The 14,942-nt window shown below is 52.2% G+C and carries 20 protein-coding genes; 19 read left to right on the top strand and 1 reads right to left on the bottom strand.

What is annotated here, in order from left to right; translation table 11 throughout:
• Nucleotides 1–321 precede the first annotated feature (321 nt).
• The 12 genes from ACNKIB_RS04495 (at nt 322) to ACNKIB_RS04440 (ending at nt 9,309) form a co-directional block, all read left to right on the top strand.
• Nucleotides 322–1,089 (top strand): YkgJ family cysteine cluster protein, encoded by a 768-nt coding sequence (locus ACNKIB_RS04495; protein WP_417909349.1) that lies wholly within the window; start codon nt 322–324, stop codon nt 1,087–1,089.
• A gap of 195 nt (nt 1,090–1,284) precedes the next feature.
• Nucleotides 1,285–2,055 carry a 30S ribosomal protein S2 gene (gene rpsB / locus ACNKIB_RS04490; RefSeq protein ID WP_417909348.1) on the top strand — a complete coding sequence of 257 codons (771 nt, stop codon included), beginning with the start codon at nt 1,285–1,287 and terminating at the stop codon, nt 2,053–2,055.
• Between the two features lie 119 nt (nt 2,056–2,174).
• A complete protein-coding gene (gene tsf / locus ACNKIB_RS04485) occupies nt 2,175–2,786 on the top strand; it encodes a translation elongation factor Ts (RefSeq protein WP_417909377.1) in 612 nt (203 codons plus the stop codon).
• A 93-nt stretch (nt 2,787–2,879) separates the two neighbouring features.
• Nucleotides 2,880–3,587: a UMP kinase gene (pyrH, locus tag ACNKIB_RS04480; RefSeq protein WP_417909347.1), complete on the top strand. Its 708-nt coding sequence runs from the start codon at nt 2,880–2,882 to the stop codon at nt 3,585–3,587.
• A gap of 29 nt (nt 3,588–3,616) precedes the next feature.
• Nucleotides 3,617–4,402 carry a class I SAM-dependent methyltransferase gene (locus tag ACNKIB_RS04475; RefSeq protein ID WP_417909346.1) on the top strand — a complete coding sequence of 262 codons (786 nt, stop codon included), beginning with the start codon at nt 3,617–3,619 and terminating at the stop codon, nt 4,400–4,402.
• A 76-nt stretch (nt 4,403–4,478) separates the two neighbouring features.
• Nucleotides 4,479–5,102 (top strand): hypothetical protein, encoded by a 624-nt coding sequence (locus tag ACNKIB_RS04470; RefSeq protein ID WP_417909345.1) that lies wholly within the window; start codon nt 4,479–4,481, stop codon nt 5,100–5,102.
• Between the two features lie 42 nt (nt 5,103–5,144).
• Nucleotides 5,145–5,702, top strand: a complete 558-nt coding sequence (frr, locus tag ACNKIB_RS04465; RefSeq protein ID WP_417909344.1) for a ribosome recycling factor — start codon at nt 5,145–5,147, stop codon at nt 5,700–5,702.
• 21 nt (nt 5,703–5,723) lie between these two features.
• The gene (locus ACNKIB_RS04460) at nt 5,724–6,455 is read left to right on the top strand and encodes an isoprenyl transferase (protein WP_417909343.1); all 732 of its coding nucleotides are present in this window, start codon (nt 5,724–5,726) and stop codon (nt 6,453–6,455) included.
• Nucleotides 6,456–6,457: 2 nt separating this feature from the next.
• Entirely contained in the window at nt 6,458–6,784 is a 327-nt protein-coding gene (locus ACNKIB_RS04455; RefSeq protein ID WP_417909342.1) for a nucleotidyltransferase domain-containing protein, read from the top strand.
• Nucleotides 6,785–6,834: 50 nt separating this feature from the next.
• The gene (locus ACNKIB_RS04450) at nt 6,835–7,341 is read left to right on the top strand and encodes a hypothetical protein (protein WP_417909341.1); all 507 of its coding nucleotides are present in this window, start codon (nt 6,835–6,837) and stop codon (nt 7,339–7,341) included.
• A 1-nt stretch (nt 7,342) separates the two neighbouring features.
• Entirely contained in the window at nt 7,343–8,143 is an 801-nt protein-coding gene (locus ACNKIB_RS04445) for a phosphatidate cytidylyltransferase (protein WP_417909340.1), read from the top strand.
• Nucleotides 8,144–8,151: 8 nt separating this feature from the next.
• The gene (locus tag ACNKIB_RS04440; RefSeq protein ID WP_417909376.1) at nt 8,152–9,309 is read left to right on the top strand and encodes a 1-deoxy-D-xylulose-5-phosphate reductoisomerase; all 1,158 of its coding nucleotides are present in this window, start codon (nt 8,152–8,154) and stop codon (nt 9,307–9,309) included.
• A 6-nt stretch (nt 9,310–9,315) separates the two neighbouring features.
• On the opposite strand, the gene ACNKIB_RS04435 is transcribed toward ACNKIB_RS04440, so the two are convergent.
• Complete coding sequence (locus ACNKIB_RS04435) at nt 9,316–9,642, bottom strand: hypothetical protein (RefSeq protein WP_417909339.1); 327 nt, start codon at nt 9,640–9,642, stop codon at nt 9,316–9,318.
• A 45-nt stretch (nt 9,643–9,687) separates the two neighbouring features.
• Here ACNKIB_RS04435 and ACNKIB_RS04430 point away from each other — a divergent pair, with 45 nt between their 5' ends.
• From ACNKIB_RS04430 to ACNKIB_RS04400, 7 genes are all read left to right on the top strand, one after another.
• Entirely contained in the window at nt 9,688–11,382 is a 1,695-nt protein-coding gene (locus ACNKIB_RS04430) for a hypothetical protein (RefSeq protein WP_417909338.1), read from the top strand.
• A gap of 18 nt (nt 11,383–11,400) precedes the next feature.
• Entirely contained in the window at nt 11,401–11,640 is a 240-nt protein-coding gene (locus ACNKIB_RS04425; RefSeq protein ID WP_417909337.1) for a type II toxin-antitoxin system HicA family toxin, read from the top strand.
• A gap of 3 nt (nt 11,641–11,643) precedes the next feature.
• On the top strand, nt 11,644–11,991 hold the full coding sequence (locus ACNKIB_RS04420; RefSeq protein WP_417909336.1) for a type II toxin-antitoxin system HicB family antitoxin: 348 nt from the start codon (nt 11,644–11,646) through the stop codon (nt 11,989–11,991).
• A 166-nt stretch (nt 11,992–12,157) separates the two neighbouring features.
• Nucleotides 12,158–13,237, top strand: a complete 1,080-nt coding sequence (gene rseP / locus ACNKIB_RS04415; protein WP_417909335.1) for an RIP metalloprotease RseP — start codon at nt 12,158–12,160, stop codon at nt 13,235–13,237.
• Complete coding sequence (gene tsaB, locus ACNKIB_RS04410) at nt 13,228–13,947, top strand: tRNA (adenosine(37)-N6)-threonylcarbamoyltransferase complex dimerization subunit type 1 TsaB (RefSeq protein WP_417909334.1); 720 nt, start codon at nt 13,228–13,230, stop codon at nt 13,945–13,947. The genes rseP and tsaB overlap by 10 nt, the downstream gene beginning before the upstream one ends.
• Before the next feature lie 201 nt (nt 13,948–14,148).
• Complete coding sequence (locus ACNKIB_RS04405) at nt 14,149–14,352, top strand: YodC family protein (protein ID WP_417909333.1); 204 nt, start codon at nt 14,149–14,151, stop codon at nt 14,350–14,352.
• Nucleotides 14,353–14,747: 395 nt separating this feature from the next.
• On the top strand, nt 14,748–14,942 hold a 195-nt coding region (locus ACNKIB_RS04400), incomplete at its 3' end, for a hypothetical protein (protein WP_417909332.1).

Here is a 14,942-nt window from a genome sequence, read left to right as displayed (position 1 = left end):
TCAAATTAGCCCTCTAACTATTCCTTTCTTGCTCACTGGCAAAGGAGGTTGGCCGAGTAGGAAAGGAGTCCGGCTGACTTTCAAAGGAGTTGTACTCGGCTAGACTCCTTTCCGGCTAACCAGGAAAGCAGGTTGGCCAAGCAAAACTCCTTTGCTGCCGACTACAACTTCTTTCTGGCCGAGCCAAACTCCTTGGCAAACGAGCCGCACTCTTCCCTTACTGAGTTAAACACGTGCAAAATCAGGATGAAACGGTTTGTTTTCCGCTTCAACCTGATAGCTCCTTGCGGCAATATGGAACGCAACCCTTTTTCTTGAGTTATGCAGGACACCTCTTGTCAACAACCCTGTTCCGAATGGCCGGAACTCGGAGTCGAGCCGTTTCAGTTTCATTGCCATGCCGGGGTTACGTGCTTTCTTTCCTGCTGCCGCCAGGTTGAGTTGCGGCTCTTCCCTTACGATATCTTGCGGCTGAAGGAGCGGCTCTCCCTCAGTTCGGCAGAATTTCTTGCCCAGCACACCCGGCTCTCGCCAGGAGCGCATCCTTTCTTCCCAGCAGTAATGCTGAATATGCGGGCCGAGGGCCAGCAGACCTGCCCCTTTCTTGCGGAAAACGGCTGCTCGGTCTATAAAGATCGGCCTTCTGCCTGCCGAACCTATCCCTTGGAACGAGCAGTGGAAAAGACCGCTGACGGTAGTCTGCGCAGCCGTTGGTTTCTGACCCAGCACGCTTATTGCAAGGGGCATTTGGAAGCACATCCTTGCACGGTCAAGCAGTGGGAGCGGGAGCAGCAGCTTACGCAATTCAACCTGTTCAATGATCTCTGGGCTGAGGTGGATGCCTTTTTCGCCACCAATCCTTGGCAAGGGGAAGGACAGGCCGGGCCGCTACAGCAGCTCGCCTTTATGGTCTGCTACAATCTCGATGCTTTTGGTGACTATGTTCGCCAGCATAACCTCCTCGCCGGGTTCCGCCTCGACCGTGACCGGCGTAGGCGGATCGAGCAAGATGACAGTGAGCTGCTCAAATTCGGTTTTGATTGGCTGCTGCATGTGCTTGGTGGTCGTCGCACCTTAACTCCCCGTTGACTTTTCCGCATTCAGGCAGGATGTTCTTGCTGTCTGTTCTTGTTTGTGGTAATAAAAGCACTTTCAATCCAAACTGTCTTCATCCATCACGGTAGGAGGCAGTTTACTACACACACTCCCCTTTCGTCCTTTGGTGTTCCCTTGCGGAATCGGACTTCGGAGTGGAGGAAACAACCATAAAGAGAAGGAGCAAAAATGGCAGTGCAAGTCACCATGCGGCAAATGCTTGAGGCTGGTCTGCATTTCGGACATCAGACCAGACGCTGGAACCCCAAAATGAAGCCGTTCATTTACGGCCCGCGTAACGGCATCTACATTATCAACCTGGATGCCACCATGCGGATGTTCCGCAAAGCCTGCGCCTACATGACTGATGTAGCTGCCAAGGGCGGGATGATTCTGTTCGTCGGGACGAAGCGTCAGTCGCAGGCCATCATCAAGGAAGAGGCCGCTCGCTGCGGGATGTATTATGTCAATCACCGCTGGCTTGGTGGCATGATGACCAATTTTCAGACCATCAAAAATTCGGTGGATCGGCTGAAGAAAATTGAGGCCATGCAGAAGGACGGCAGCATCAACCGCTTCCCCAAACATGAAATTCTCAAGATTGAGAAAGAGCGGGTTAAACTGGAGCGGAACGTCGGTGGCATTAAAGAGATGCGCAAGCTGCCAGATGTTCTGTTCATCATTGACCCGCGCAAGGAAGAGATCGCGGTTGACGAGGCGAGAAAGCTCGGCATCCCGGTCGTTGCCTTGACTGACACCAACTGTAATCCAGACGGCATTGACTACCTGATTCCCGGCAACGACGATGCGATCCGGGCAGTCAGGTTGATCGCTGGCCTGATGGCCACTGCGGTACTTGAGGGCAGAGGCATTACAGGCGAAGAGAATAATCCGGCAAACCTAGAGGAATTGGAAGCCGCGATGACTGCAACCGCTTTTGAAGAGCCTAGCGAAGTCTGAAAAAACAGGCAGGCTGAAAGCGGCGTAAAAGGGAAGGGGGCTGCCAAGCCCCTTCTTTTTCGAGGTGCAGCCGGGAGGTACCCGGATGATTTAATGAGTTGTAACGAAAGGAGACAATGATGGAAATCACCAGTCAAATGGTTAAAGACCTGCGCGAGAAAACCAATGCAGGCATGATGGATTGCAAAAAGGCCTTGGCCGAAACCAACGGCGACATGGAAAAAGCGGTTGACTACCTGCGCCAGAAAGGTCTGGCCGTAGCTGCCAAGCGTTCAGGCCGCGCTACCTCTGAAGGCGTGATTGAGTGCTACATTCACGGTGTTGGTAAGCTGGGTGTGATGGTCGAGGTTGGCTGCGAGACGGACTTTGTTGCCAAGACCGATGAGTTCAAGGCCTTTGCCAAAGATGTGGCCATGCACATCGCTGCTGCGAATCCGGTATCTATCCGCCGCGAGGACATGCCTCAGGAGATGATTGCCCGTGAGCGTGATGTATATGTCAGCCAGATCAAAGAAGAAGAGGCAAAGACCGGCAAGTCCAAACCGGAGAACATTGTCGCCAAGATTGTCGATGGCAAGATCGACAAGTTTGTCGCCGAGAACTGCCTGCTGGAGCAGAAGTTTGTCAAGAATCCCGATGTTTCAATTCAAGACCTGCTCACCGGTCTGATTGCCAAGATGGGCGAGAACATCTCGATCAAGCGTTTTGCTCGCTTCCAGCTCGGCGCGTAAGAGAACCAAGTCCCCGGCCTGCGGCAGCCGGGGCAAATGCAGCTGTAGCCGCGCCCTTTCCAGTTCCAACATCCGATGGAGATTATTCAGATCATGCGGTATCAGCGTATCCTCCTCAAACTCAGCGGTGAAGCCTTGATGGGCGACGGTGCCTATGGCATCAGCCCAGCCATGATTCAGTTTGTCGCGCAGGAAATCAAGACGGTGCATCAGCAGGGAGTGCAGCTGGGGCTGGTCATCGGCGCGGGCAACATTTTCCGGGGTGTGGCCGGGGCCGCAGGCGGCATGAACCGGGCTGTAGCCGACAACATGGGGATGCTAGCCACGGTGCTGAACGCTTTGGCCATGCAGGACGGACTGGAGCGGATTGGCGTGCCCTGTCGGGTGCTGTCGGCGATTGCCATGCAGAATGTCTGCGAATCGTACACCCGCGCCGCCGCGCTGGAGCATCTGGAGCAGGGCAGGGTGGTGATTTTTGCCGCAGGCACGGGCAATCCCTATTTCACCACGGACACTGGCGGGGTGCTGCGTGCCCTGGAGATCGGCGCGGATGTGATGATGAAGGCCACGCGGGTGGACGGCGTGTATGACCGCGACCCGGAGAAGGACAGAAATGCGGTGCGCTTTGACCGCCTGACCTACACCAAGGCATTGCAGGATCAGCTAAAAGTTATGGATGCCGCTGGCATCTCCTTGGCTCGTGACAACAACCTGCCGATGCTGGTCTTCAATATGAAAAAGGAAGGCAACATTGCCCGCGCTGCGGCTGGCGAGCAGGTGGGGACGCTGATTGTGGCGTGAACTCACGTTTATTACCGGAGAACTGATCTGTGGCGATAGGAAAAAACATAGAAACACGTGGACATATTGTTGGTTTTCGAGAGGAGATATCGAAAGCTGCTGCTTCATCAGATAATGATTTTTTTACGTGGTTTGATAGCGCAAAAGATAAGGAAGCTGCATTCATCAGGGGAAGCTGGGATTTTACTGTTCATATAGCTCTTCCTGCTTCACAATTTTTATCTCATCCAGAGGAGAAAACCGCACTTGAGATAGGGTATGGCGGTGGCCGTATATTAACGGCGGCGACGAGACACTTTAGAAATGTTGTTGGGGTTGATATTCATGAACATAGCGAGAAAGTTCAAGCCGAACTCAACAAGCGAAGAATAAATAATTTTATTCTAAGAAAAACGGATGGTGCCAATATTCCTATTGAGGATAATTCAATTGATTTTATATATTCATTTATAGTCTTTCAGCATCTTGAAAAGATAGAAATTTTTAAAAGTTATCTTTGTGAGTCATATAGAGCGTTAAAGCCGGGAGGGATAGCGGTCTTTTATTTCGGGCGAAAGGCCATTCTCTCTGAAAATAAAAAAATAAAGATATTCTATCTATTAGATAGAATCTTAGAAAGCGTTATTATGGTGAATTCTTTTAAAGAATTACCAGCTCAAGTCAACTGCACAAACTTAGTAGTATCGATGTCATACGCAAAATCCTTTGCGAGAAAAATAGGCTTCAGAGTTCTTTCAGAATTAGTTTCTCGCAAAAAAGTACCTGACGGCATACAGCTTTATGGCGGCCAGAATGGATTGGTAGTGAAAAAATAATACCGGACAAGCTCGATGTTAAAGGAACCTACTGATCAAGATCAGATTGAAAAGCATTTATAAAGGAGATTAATACATGCCTTACGGAACTTTCGCCACTTACGAAGATGTTGCAATAAAGTTTAAAATTAAACTTGCCGAGCGGTCTTTTGTTCAGAAACTGAACATCCCTGTTGACAGAGCATTGCTTGGTTTCATTGGCGATAATTTAAAAACAAGAAGAAGCTACGTCAGCGAGAATGCAATTTGCGAATCTATAATTTCTCCAATTTTAAATATAGTTGCAAAGAAAAACGGGATTCCTGTCTGGTCGCATGTCAGATTCGATGTTTCAGAAGAAGAAGGCTTAGTTGGTATTCCTGATTTCATCATTGCCCCTGCATCGGAGATAGGCACTGTCTTCAGAAATCCTGTCATCTGCATCACTGAAGCAAAGAAAGAAAATTTTAACGAAGGCTGGGCGCAGGCTTTGGCCGAGATGATTGCAGCGCAGAAATTCAACAGCAATGTTGAGCAAGATATATTCGGCATTGTGACAACAGGAAATTTTTGGCAGTTTGGCAAGCTGCGCCAAAATGTACTGACAATGGAAACAGTGTCCTATTCTGCCGCAGAAAATTTGCAGCTGCTGTTTGACATTCTCAACTGGCTTGTTGCTGAGGCGAAGAAAAGCATCCCGCAGCAAGTCAGCACGATATAGCTACTGAACAACGTTCATATTCCTAATTATTGGAGTGCTGTCATGGGAAATCCTATTGTTGACGAAGCCAAATCAAAAATGGTCGCCCGGATTGATGCGCTGAAGCGCGATTTGACCAAAATCCGCACAGGCCGCGCTTCAATCGCCCTGCTCGACGGCATCCGGGTGGATGCTTACGGCTCCAAGATGCCGCTCAATCAGGTTGCGGCCCTGACCGTGCCGGAAAGCCGGATGATCGTCGTGCAGCCGTGGGATCCGCAGATGCTGCCGATGATCGAGAAGGCCATTCTCGCTTCGGACATCGGCCTGACTCCGTCCAGCGACGGCAAAGTGATCCGCCTGCCCATCCCGCAGCTCACTGAGGAGCGGCGCAAGGAGCTGGTCAAGCAGGTGAAAAAAATCGCAGAGGAGTTCAAGGTTGGAGTTCGTGGTGATCGTCACAAGGCCAACGATGTCTTTAAAAAGCAGAAGAGCGACAAGGAAATCTCCGAGGACGATCAGACTCGTCTTCAGGACGAAGTGCAGAAGCTGACTGATGATTTCATCAAGCAGATTGATGCCATCGCCGCTGGCAAAGAAAAAGAGGTCATGGAGGTCTGACCTCCTGCTATGCAGAATCTTTTGCCTGCAATTCAGCCGCTGCCCGTCCATGTCGCCATCATCATGGACGGCAATGGCCGCTGGGCTAAAGAGCGGCATCAGCCCCGGCTCTTCGGCCACAGGGCTGGGGTGGAGTCGGTGCGGGTGATTGTCGAGGCCGCCCGTGAAATCGGCATCCGCCACCTGACCCTATACGCCTTCTCCACCGAAAACTGGCAGCGGCCCGGCTTGGAGGTCAAGGGGCTGATGGCCCTGCTCAAGACCTTCCTGCTGGCCGAACTGGAGACGATGAAGAAGAACGGCATCCGCTTAGACTGCTTTGGCCAGAAAGAGCGGCTGCCGGACGAGGTGCGGGCGGTGCTGGAGCGAGTGATTGCCGAGACCGCCGATGCGCCGGGAATGCGGCTGAATCTTGCTCTCAGCTACGGTTCCCGCGCCGAAATGCTGCGGGCGGTGCGCGAGGTTAGCCGCCGCTGCGCCGCAGGCGAGCTGGCTCCTGAAGCGATTGACGAGGAGCTGTTCAGCAGCCAGCTTTATTCCGCCGGGCAGCCCGATCCCGATCTGCTCATCCGCACCAGCGGCGAGCAGCGGCTCTCCAATTTCCTCCTCTGGCAGCTTTCCTACGCTGAATTGTATTTCACCGAAACCCGCTGGCCGGATTTCCGCCGGGCGCAGTTCTTTGAGGCGTTGCAGACTTTCGCCAGCAGGCAGCGGCGTTTTGGGAAGACGGGGGAGCAGGTGGAAATAAAATAATCATGCTGCAAGAGTATCTGGTTGAATTAAAAAATATTCTCGCTGAATTAAATCCATATCGAGCCGTCCTCTTTGGTTCCTATGCAGAGGGAACAGCGAGGGCTGACAGCGACATAGATTTGATTGTCGTGCTGAATAAAAATGATCTGCCAAAAAGTTTTGCCGAACGCAGCGAAAATTACTCATTGGTGAAGAAGTATTTCAGTCTCTTGAAAGAGAAAGTCCCTATGGACTTGATAGTCTATACTAAGCGCGAATGGGAAGAATTTATTAAAGCGGACAGTTCGTTTACCAAAGAAGTCCTTAAAAAAGGAAAAATTCTCGCATGAATCCTCATGCTACTGCGATAGTTTAGCAACTAAAAACTAAAAGGATAACTATGAAACATTTGATTTCTGTTGTTGTCGCCTGTAGTTCCATTTGTATGTTTGCAGCGTGCGACAGCCAAACATCGCAACAACCTGTTTTATCGACATCTTATATAAAGAAAGAACCTGTAAAACCGAAAGCTCCGACATATCCAGAAGAACTAGTATCACGTGGTGCAGCTATTCATAAAGAAGCTCTCGCTCGAACAGAGGATGCCAGGCTTGATGTCTGGGGAACCGGATTTCCTTCTGTTCAGGCATGTATCTGGATTCCAGAAGATCAATGGAAAGCTCTGTCTATCGAGGACAGAGAAGCTTTTATTACATATTTAAAGGCGCAAGTTCCAGCTATACGGAGCAATCCAGATCGTTATACCGGAATACCAGAAGATGCGCCGGCCTACAAGAGGATTCGAGATAATATTGCAAACATGAAAGACGGAGCTTTTATCATATTTACAATGGTACAAGATGATGGTCGATGGATACAGAGTGGAACTGTAGCCGAATCAAAATAAAATGAACCGCCTCATTCCCGGTCTGCTCATGGCCGCGCTGTGGGTGCTGTTGCTCTACGTTGCCCCGCCGCTGATTTTCTGGTTTGTCATGACAGTCGGCGCGGCGGCGGCCCTGCGCGAGTTCTTCCGCATGGCGGTCAAAACCTCCGGCTCCGGGGTGCGGGTACTGGCCATCGCCGCCAGCCTCAGCCCAGTGCTGGCCGCTTACGCAGGCACTCCGGCGGCAGTGCTGACCGGCAGCTATCTCGCCCTGCTCGGCCTCGCCCTTTTGGTCATCTTCTTCTACACCGCCTTTCCTGATCCGCTCGCCTTCCTGCTCAACGCGGGCTTTTCCGTCTTCTACGTCTCGCTCTGCTGCGCCTTCATCATCCTGCTGCGCGGCCTGTCCGACGACGGCAGCCACTGGCTGCTGATTCTCACCGCCATCACCGCCGGTTCCGACACCGGGGCCTATTACGCAGGCCGGGCCTTTGGCAAACGCAAGCTCTGCCAGCCGATCAGCCCGAAAAAGACCGTGAACGGGGCCATCGGCGGAATGCTGGCGGCAGTTGCGGCGGCAGTGCTGCTTGGCTGCATTCTGCTGCCGAAAGTGAGCTGCTTGAAAATGGCTCTTGCTGCCGTGTTGCTCGCCGCTGTTGGCATAGTCGGCGATTTATTGGAATCGGTGATCAAACGCGGCACTGGCTGCAAGGATTCCGGCACCATGCTGAAAGGTCACGGTGGCCTGCTCGACCGCGCCGACAGCCTGCTTTTCGCTGCGCCGTTGCTCTACGTCCTGCTTTTGTGGGAATTTTTCGCATGAAAGTTCGCATAAAGACGCTTGCCCTGCTTGGCTCCACTGGCTCCATTGGTAAAAATGTGCTGAACGTGGTGCGGGCTTTTCCTGACCGCTTTCGCATCGCTGGGTTGGCGGCAGGGAAAAACATCACCGAGCTGGCCGCGCAGGTACTGGAATTTCAGCCCGAATGCGTCTCGGCAGCCGATGAGCAAAGCGCAGCGCAGTTGGCCGCGCTGCTGCCTGCCGAGTGTCGGCAGAAAATTTCTTGGGGTGAAGAGGGCAATATTCAGGTGGCCACCGTGCCTGCCGCGCAGATGGTCATCACTGCCGTGGTCGGGGCGGCTGGCCTGATGCCAACTTTGGCCGCAATCAAGGCAGGCAAAGACATCGGCTTGGCCAATAAAGAAACGTTGGTCATGGCCGGGCGCATTGTCATGCAGGCGGTGCGCGAGCATCAGGTTTCGCTGCTGCCGATAGATTCCGAGCATTCCGCGATTTTCCAAGCCCTTGAAGCAGGCCGCCGTGATGACGTGGCCATGCTCATTCTCACCGCGTCCGGCGGGCCGTTCCGCGCTTTGGCAAAAGAGAAGCTCGCGCAGGTCACGCCCGCCCAAGCCTTGGCGCATCCAAACTGGAGCATGGGCCGCAAGATCTCGATTGATTCGGCCACGATGATGAACAAGGGGCTGGAGGTGATCGAGGCCCGCTGGCTCTTCGACATCCCGGCGGACAAAATCCGGGTGGTGGTGCATTCTGAGTCCATCGTTCATTCCTTGGTCGAGTACATTGACGGCTCGGTAATGGCCCAGCTCGGCATTCCCGACATGCGGATTCCCATTGCTTACGCCCTGTCGTATCCTGAGCGGCTCAATCTCGGCCTGTCGCGGCTCAGTCTTTCCGCTTGCGGCAGTCTCAATTTCGAAAAGCCGGACTACGAACGCTTTCCGGCCCTTGGCCTTGCCTTTGCTGCGTTAAAGGAAGGCGGGGTGAAGCCTGCTGTTTTGAATGCCGCCAACGAAGTCGCCGTGGCCGCCTTCCTTGAACAGAAAATTAGCTTCACCGACATTGCACGAGTGGTCGAGGCGGTGCTGGCGCAGTTCGCTCCTGGCAATGATCTGGATCTTGGCGAGATTCTGGCAGCAGATAGAACGGCGCGGGAGCTAGCACAGGAAAAATGCAGGGCAAACTAGAGCCTATTAGGTCGAATTTTCATCCATGCAGAAGAGCTTGGCACAGTTTTTGGATAAACAAGGGATGATTCCTGCTCGTTTGCCAAGGAGTTTGGCTCGGCCAGAAAGGAGTTGTACTCGTTCGCCAAGGAGTTCGGTTTGGCCAAACTGCTTTCCTAGTGAGCAACAAAGGAGTCTTGCCGACTTCAACTCCTTTCCTACTCGGCAGAACTCCTTTGCGGCTTGGCCAAACTCCTTTGGTAATCGGCCAGACTCCTTTTCTGCCAAGCAGAACTCCTTTCCAAGTCGGCAAAACTCCTCTTTGGCCAAGCCAAACTGCTGAGTTAATGACAAGCATTTTTGTTTTCTGTGAAAATAATCTCTAGCAACAATGCGTAGATGGAAAAGAAGTTCTTGGCCTTGAAGCCCTATCTTGAAAAAATTAGGTCGCATTGCGATGGGTTAGATAAATTTGAGCTGCTTGACCTCCTCTGCCAGACAGCACAGGAAATTTCAGCTGAAGAACGGTCGGACTTCTTGGCAAAATTGGGGATAATGCCGACAGGGAAGGGGGGTGGTCGGGGAACTCGATCACAGAACAAAGACATTCTCGCCCGGACAGAATCCTTGCTGGAAGATATCATCGCCCTACACGAGTCAGTTGATGACGGCTCGTATTATGAAGAGCATTGCGAAGAAGACTATGATGATGAATTTTTCGGCATCTCCGAGAAACAGAAGCAACGTCTTGAGCACTTGCTTGCCGATGCAGACAGCCTCTTTCTGGCTGGCGAGCTGGATATTGCCCAGCAGGTTTATGAAAAGCTGACAGAACTGATTTTGCATGGCGAAGGCTTGTTATATTCTGTTAATCTTGATGAAATTGAGGTGAACTGGCGGGAAACCTTGGCCAGATATTGCCGCTGCGTCTATGAAACCTCCCCTAACGAAAAGCGGGCCAAGCGGATGCGCTTGGCATTGGGAATAGATCGACAAATTTTCTCTAACAGCGTTGATATCTCAGAGGACATTTTGCCATCGCTCCGGGATGTGTTTGATGCGCGGGCGGGAGAAATGGCTGGATGGGATGATTTTCTGAAGCAGTTGCAGAAAAATCTGAGCAAAGCTGTCAGCAGCCGGGGCATCCTCCTGCATCTGGAGGCGGTACAGTGGCTGGACGGCCTGCCAGGGCTGGCCAAAGAAGTGCGCAAAAAGCAAGCCCCTGTTGGCTATCTGTTCTGGCTGGAACAGCTGCGGGCAAACGAAGCGTGGGGCGAGCTAGCCCAAGCCGCGCAGGAGGCATTGCAGGCTATGCCCTTGGACAGCCTGCGGGCGCAGGCCGCAAACCAGCTCTGTTTGGCCGGAGAGCGCGTTAGCGACACGGGCTTGGTCATGCTGGGCAAACGTGAGCAATTTTTTTCTCAGCCGAACGACCGGCATCTCTCTGGTCTGCTGCAAGAGGCCTTGCGGCAAAAGGTAGTTGAATTGGAACTGCGCCGGGTCTTGAATTTTCTTGCCACACGACCGCTAAAAGAGCGTTCGGTTGGAGACAAAATGCTGGAGCTGAAAACACTTCTGCTGTTGGGTAAGCTAGATGAAGTGTATGGCAAAATTAGCAAGAAAGTAGCTATCGGCTGGTCCGGGGAAGAACAGCCATCAGGGGCTGTATATGCAGCCATTCTCCTTGTTCTTAGCAAAGGAAATCTATCTGCCGCGACCATTCATGCTTTGTTCAACCGATACACCTGCGGCAGATCGGGCAGCGATGTGTTTCTTTGCGAAGAAATGAAAAAGAGTCTCGTGAAAATTTCCTACACAACTTTCCAAGAACAAAACTGGCTCCTCTTTGTTGAAAGAATAACAGCAAACCGGGTTGAGCATATTGTTTCCAACAAATACCGGAAGGGGTATACCAGAGCTGCCGAAGCCCTCTGCGGCTACATGGAGTGTCTCAAGCTGCATGGCCAACAAGACAAGGCCGCTGCATTCCTGAGCAGCCACAGGGATGAGAAATACAAACGATACCCTGCCTTCCGGCAAGAGGTTGATACGGTCATAAAGAATTCGCCGCTGCTGGCCAAGATGCGGGAATAATGTTATGCTTTTCTGACCATGAGCCAACTTGAGAAGATGCTGCTCAGAATGCGGAACAATCCGCAGGACTGGCAGATTGATGAGCTGAAAGATATTGCCAAAAGATTTGCCATGGAATGGAGACAGCCCGGCGGCAGCCACGTGACGTTTCGCCATCCGAACGGGGCTAAAATCACCGTTCCTGCGCACCGGCCAATCAAACCTGTTTACTACATCAAGAAGTTTCTGCGTCTCCTGACAGAAGGCGAGGGGGAATGAATCATGGGCGAGAAGATGCAATATCCTTTTGAAATACGACCGTTATCCGCAGAAGAAGGAACTGGCTTCCTGATTTCCTTTCCTGATCTGCCAGGCTGCGTTTCTGATGGCGAGACAATTGATGAAGCAATTGTGAACGGATTGGATGCCATACATTCATGGATAGAAACCGCAAATGAATTCCATGATCCAGTACCTGAGCCAGGAAGTGCCGCTCTTCTGACGCAGCGTCTTCCGAAAAGTTTATATGCCAGACTTGTCTCCAGTGCCCGACAGGAAGGTGTGGGTATTAATGCCTTAGTAACGGCAATCATTGCTGAAGCATTGGGGAAACGAGAAGCTTGTCTGTAGTTTTTTCTGCTACGAAATAGTTTCCTGCGCAGCCAAAGGGATGACAAATACAAATGATACCCTGCCTTCCGGCAAGAGGTTGATACGGTCATAAAGAATTCGCCGCTACTGTCTATTTGATGTGAATGCTCTCCGCAGCATAAAAAAAATAACCGTAAAATAATATATGAACTCTGTTCTTTCCTTTATCTTCGTTCTCGGTATCCTCATCTTTGTTCATGAGCTTGGCCATTTCCTCTTTGCCAAGCTCTTCAAGGTGCGGGTGCTGAAATTCTCCCTCGGCTTTGGCAACAAGCTGATTGGCAAACAGTGGGGCGAGACCGAATACCTGATCTCCGCCTTCCCACTTGGCGGCTACGTGAAGATGCACGGCGAGCAGCCAGGCGAGGAAATCGCCGAAGCGGACAAAGCTGTCTCATTCTCCCACAAAAGCGTGGGCCAGCGTTTCTGGATTATCTTTGGTGGCCCCTTGTTCAACCTGCTCTTTGCCGTCGTGGTCTTTTGGCTGATGTTTGTCTTTGCCGGGATGCCTGATCTGGTTGATTCCACCAAGATTGGCGAAGTAATATCCGGTTCGGCAGCAGAAAAGGCGGGCTTGCGGAAAGGCGACATGGTGCTGTCCATTGACCGGAAGAGAATGGCTTCTTGGGGGCAGGTTTCCGAAGCCATCCGTAATTCCGGGGGCAAGCCTGTACAGTTACTTGTTCTGCGCGGCAACGAGATGCTGACTATTGAGGCCACACCTGTGCGGGACAAGGTGAAAAACATCTTCGGTGAGCCGACCGAGGAACGCTATTTGCTCGGCATGAACCGCTCTGAAGAGGTGATTTACAAAGAGGTGTCCCTGCTCGAATCGATCAAGCTGGCCTTGGAGCATACCTGGAGCATGATCGTCCTCACCATCATGGGCTTGGTCAAGATGATCCAGCGGGTGATTCCAGCCTCAGAGCTGGGTGGGCCAATTCGCATCGCTGAGATTGCCGGGCAGCAATTGGAAGCTGGCTGGATCAATTTGGTTCATTTCACCGGCCTGCTTTCGGTTAACCTGGGTATTCTGAACCTGCTGCCCATTCCGGTACTCGACGGCGGCCACCTTGTCTTTCTCAGCATTGAAGCCATTCGCCGTAAGCCGCTGGGCGAGACAGCCGTGATGCGGGCGCAGCAGGTCGGTATGGCCTTGCTTGGCACGCTGATGATCTTTGTCTTCTACAACGACATTGTCCGGCTGGTGCAGCGGTGGATGTAAGTATCCCCCTTATCCTTTCCATTGAAACCGCCGCAGGCTGTGGCAGCGTTGCCTTAACGCGTGGTAGCGTGCAGAACGGCAGGCTGATTGCTGAGGCCGCTGTTCATGCAGAGACCAGCCATTCCCGCCAGCTGCTCGGTTCGGTCGAATGGGTGATGCAGGCAGCCGGAATAGGCTGGAGCGATCTGGACGCAATCGCGGTCAGCATTGGTCCTGGTTCATTTACTGGCCTGCGCATTGGTTTGGCAGCGGCCAAGGGCATGGTCTTTGCTACCGGCAAGCCGCTGATCGCTGTGCCGACCTTGGATGCAATCGCCTTGTCCTGTCCGCTCATAGACTACCCGCTCTGGTGCATCATGGATGCCCGCAAGCAGGAGGTGTACGCCGCCTGCTATGACGCGAACAGACAGCAAACAAGCCAGGCAGAGGCTATCCGTCCAGAGCTGCTGGTAGAGAAGATTGCTCCGCCTGCGGTCATTGCCGGGCCGGGTCTGACCGCATATCACCACCTCTTTGCTCACCTTGAGGGCGTTCGGCTCATTCCTCCAACCTTGAGTAGCCTAAGTGCCGCCAAGATCGGCTTTCTTGCTGCCGAGCGGCTGTTGCGTGGTGAGCTATCTGATCCGGCCCTGACTGTTCCTCTCTATGTCCGGTCTTCGGAAGCCGAGGTCAATCTGAAGAAGAAAGGCGGCTGTCCGCATGGCGCATAATCAATGATGAACAGTTTCGTAGGTCTGATTGAGTGCAGCGAAATCAGACAACTTGAGAGATGATCTGTCCGCTTTCGTGTTACTCAAGCAGACCTACTTGGCTGATCAACAGCTTACGTTCTGGCTATCAGGCAATGGCGTTGGATGTGCAGAACAACCTAACCAAGCACTTACTCAAAGAAAAAGAAAGGAGACAGACGAATGGCAAGCGAGAAAATTGAAGTAGGGCAGATTGTTCGGCTCAAATCTGGTGGCCCAAAGATGACCGTAGGGATCATAACTCATAGTAATGGTATGTGCATATGCCAATGGTTTACGGAGGGGAAGCTGGAGAAAGGTGATCTTCCGCTTGAATCCTTAGAGAGTGTCGAGCCAGACGAGATCAAGGCCACAATAGGTGGTTAATAAGCACCACAAGCTGGACAAGCATCTTCTTGCTTGCCCAGCAATCTATTGCCCGTTCTCACCTCGCCTCCACCACCCATAGCCCCTTCCCTCCCAAGCACATAGACGAACCCGACATAAGCACGTATGCCGATCTCGTCTAAGTGCTTATCCGAACATCGCCTAAGCGCTTATGTCCGATTCTCCCATGCACTATAACCGTTCCGGTTTATAGGCTGTAGAATTTTTCCCAATAGCCTATAACTTTTTCGGCCCATAAGCTGTCGGAGAAGAAAAACACCACAGCCGTCCGCTCTGCTTCTTTTTTTATTGACAGGAACCCCGCTGCGGCATAATCTGCCGGATTAGATTGTTTTGATGTCATGACAAACAGTTAATCCAAAAGGAGAGCAGTTATGGCAACCGTGCAATGGAGACCAGAAGTCAACGCCCTGACCACACCCCAGTCCTGGCGGCCCCGCTATGTGGCGCGCAACACCAACGGCAGCGACGTTCTGGCTGCCCGGATTGCCCTGAAACACCCCTCTCTGGACGAAGAGACCATCAAAACAACCATCACCGCCTTGATTGAGGAGATACGCATTGACCTG

Origin of the sequence: Candidatus Electronema sp. PJ (assembly GCF_048287395.1) — a bacterium.
GTDB lineage: Bacteria > Desulfobacterota > Desulfobulbia > Desulfobulbales > Desulfobulbaceae > Electronema.
The sequence above is the reverse complement of the archived record's forward strand: the minus strand, read 5'-3'. Positions and strand labels throughout refer to the sequence as shown.

What these genes read in the sequence shown, in the direction of transcription:
- ACNKIB_RS04495 (WP_417909349.1), top strand. Translation starts at nt 322, where the DNA reads ATGCAGGACACCTCTTGTCAACAACCCTGTTCCGAATGGCCGGAACTC.
- rpsB (WP_417909348.1), top strand. Translation starts at nt 1,285, where the DNA reads ATGGCAGTGCAAGTCACCATGCGGCAAATGCTTGAGGCTGGTCTGCAT.
- tsf (WP_417909377.1), top strand. Translation starts at nt 2,175, where the DNA reads ATGGAAATCACCAGTCAAATGGTTAAAGACCTGCGCGAGAAAACCAAT.
- pyrH (WP_417909347.1), top strand. Translation starts at nt 2,880, where the DNA reads ATGCGGTATCAGCGTATCCTCCTCAAACTCAGCGGTGAAGCCTTGATG.
- ACNKIB_RS04470 (WP_417909345.1), top strand. Translation starts at nt 4,479, where the DNA reads ATGCCTTACGGAACTTTCGCCACTTACGAAGATGTTGCAATAAAGTTT.
- frr (WP_417909344.1), top strand. Translation starts at nt 5,145, where the DNA reads ATGGGAAATCCTATTGTTGACGAAGCCAAATCAAAAATGGTCGCCCGG.
- ACNKIB_RS04455 (WP_417909342.1), top strand. Translation starts at nt 6,458, where the DNA reads ATGCTGCAAGAGTATCTGGTTGAATTAAAAAATATTCTCGCTGAATTA.
- ACNKIB_RS04450 (WP_417909341.1), top strand. Translation starts at nt 6,835, where the DNA reads ATGAAACATTTGATTTCTGTTGTTGTCGCCTGTAGTTCCATTTGTATG.
- ACNKIB_RS04445 (WP_417909340.1), top strand. Translation starts at nt 7,343, where the DNA reads ATGAACCGCCTCATTCCCGGTCTGCTCATGGCCGCGCTGTGGGTGCTG.
- ACNKIB_RS04430 (WP_417909338.1), top strand. Translation starts at nt 9,688, where the DNA reads ATGGAAAAGAAGTTCTTGGCCTTGAAGCCCTATCTTGAAAAAATTAGG.
- ACNKIB_RS04425 (WP_417909337.1), top strand. Translation starts at nt 11,401, where the DNA reads ATGAGCCAACTTGAGAAGATGCTGCTCAGAATGCGGAACAATCCGCAG.
- ACNKIB_RS04420 (WP_417909336.1), top strand. Translation starts at nt 11,644, where the DNA reads ATGGGCGAGAAGATGCAATATCCTTTTGAAATACGACCGTTATCCGCA.
- rseP (WP_417909335.1), top strand. Translation starts at nt 12,158, where the DNA reads ATGAACTCTGTTCTTTCCTTTATCTTCGTTCTCGGTATCCTCATCTTT.
- ACNKIB_RS04405 (WP_417909333.1), top strand. Translation starts at nt 14,149, where the DNA reads ATGGCAAGCGAGAAAATTGAAGTAGGGCAGATTGTTCGGCTCAAATCT.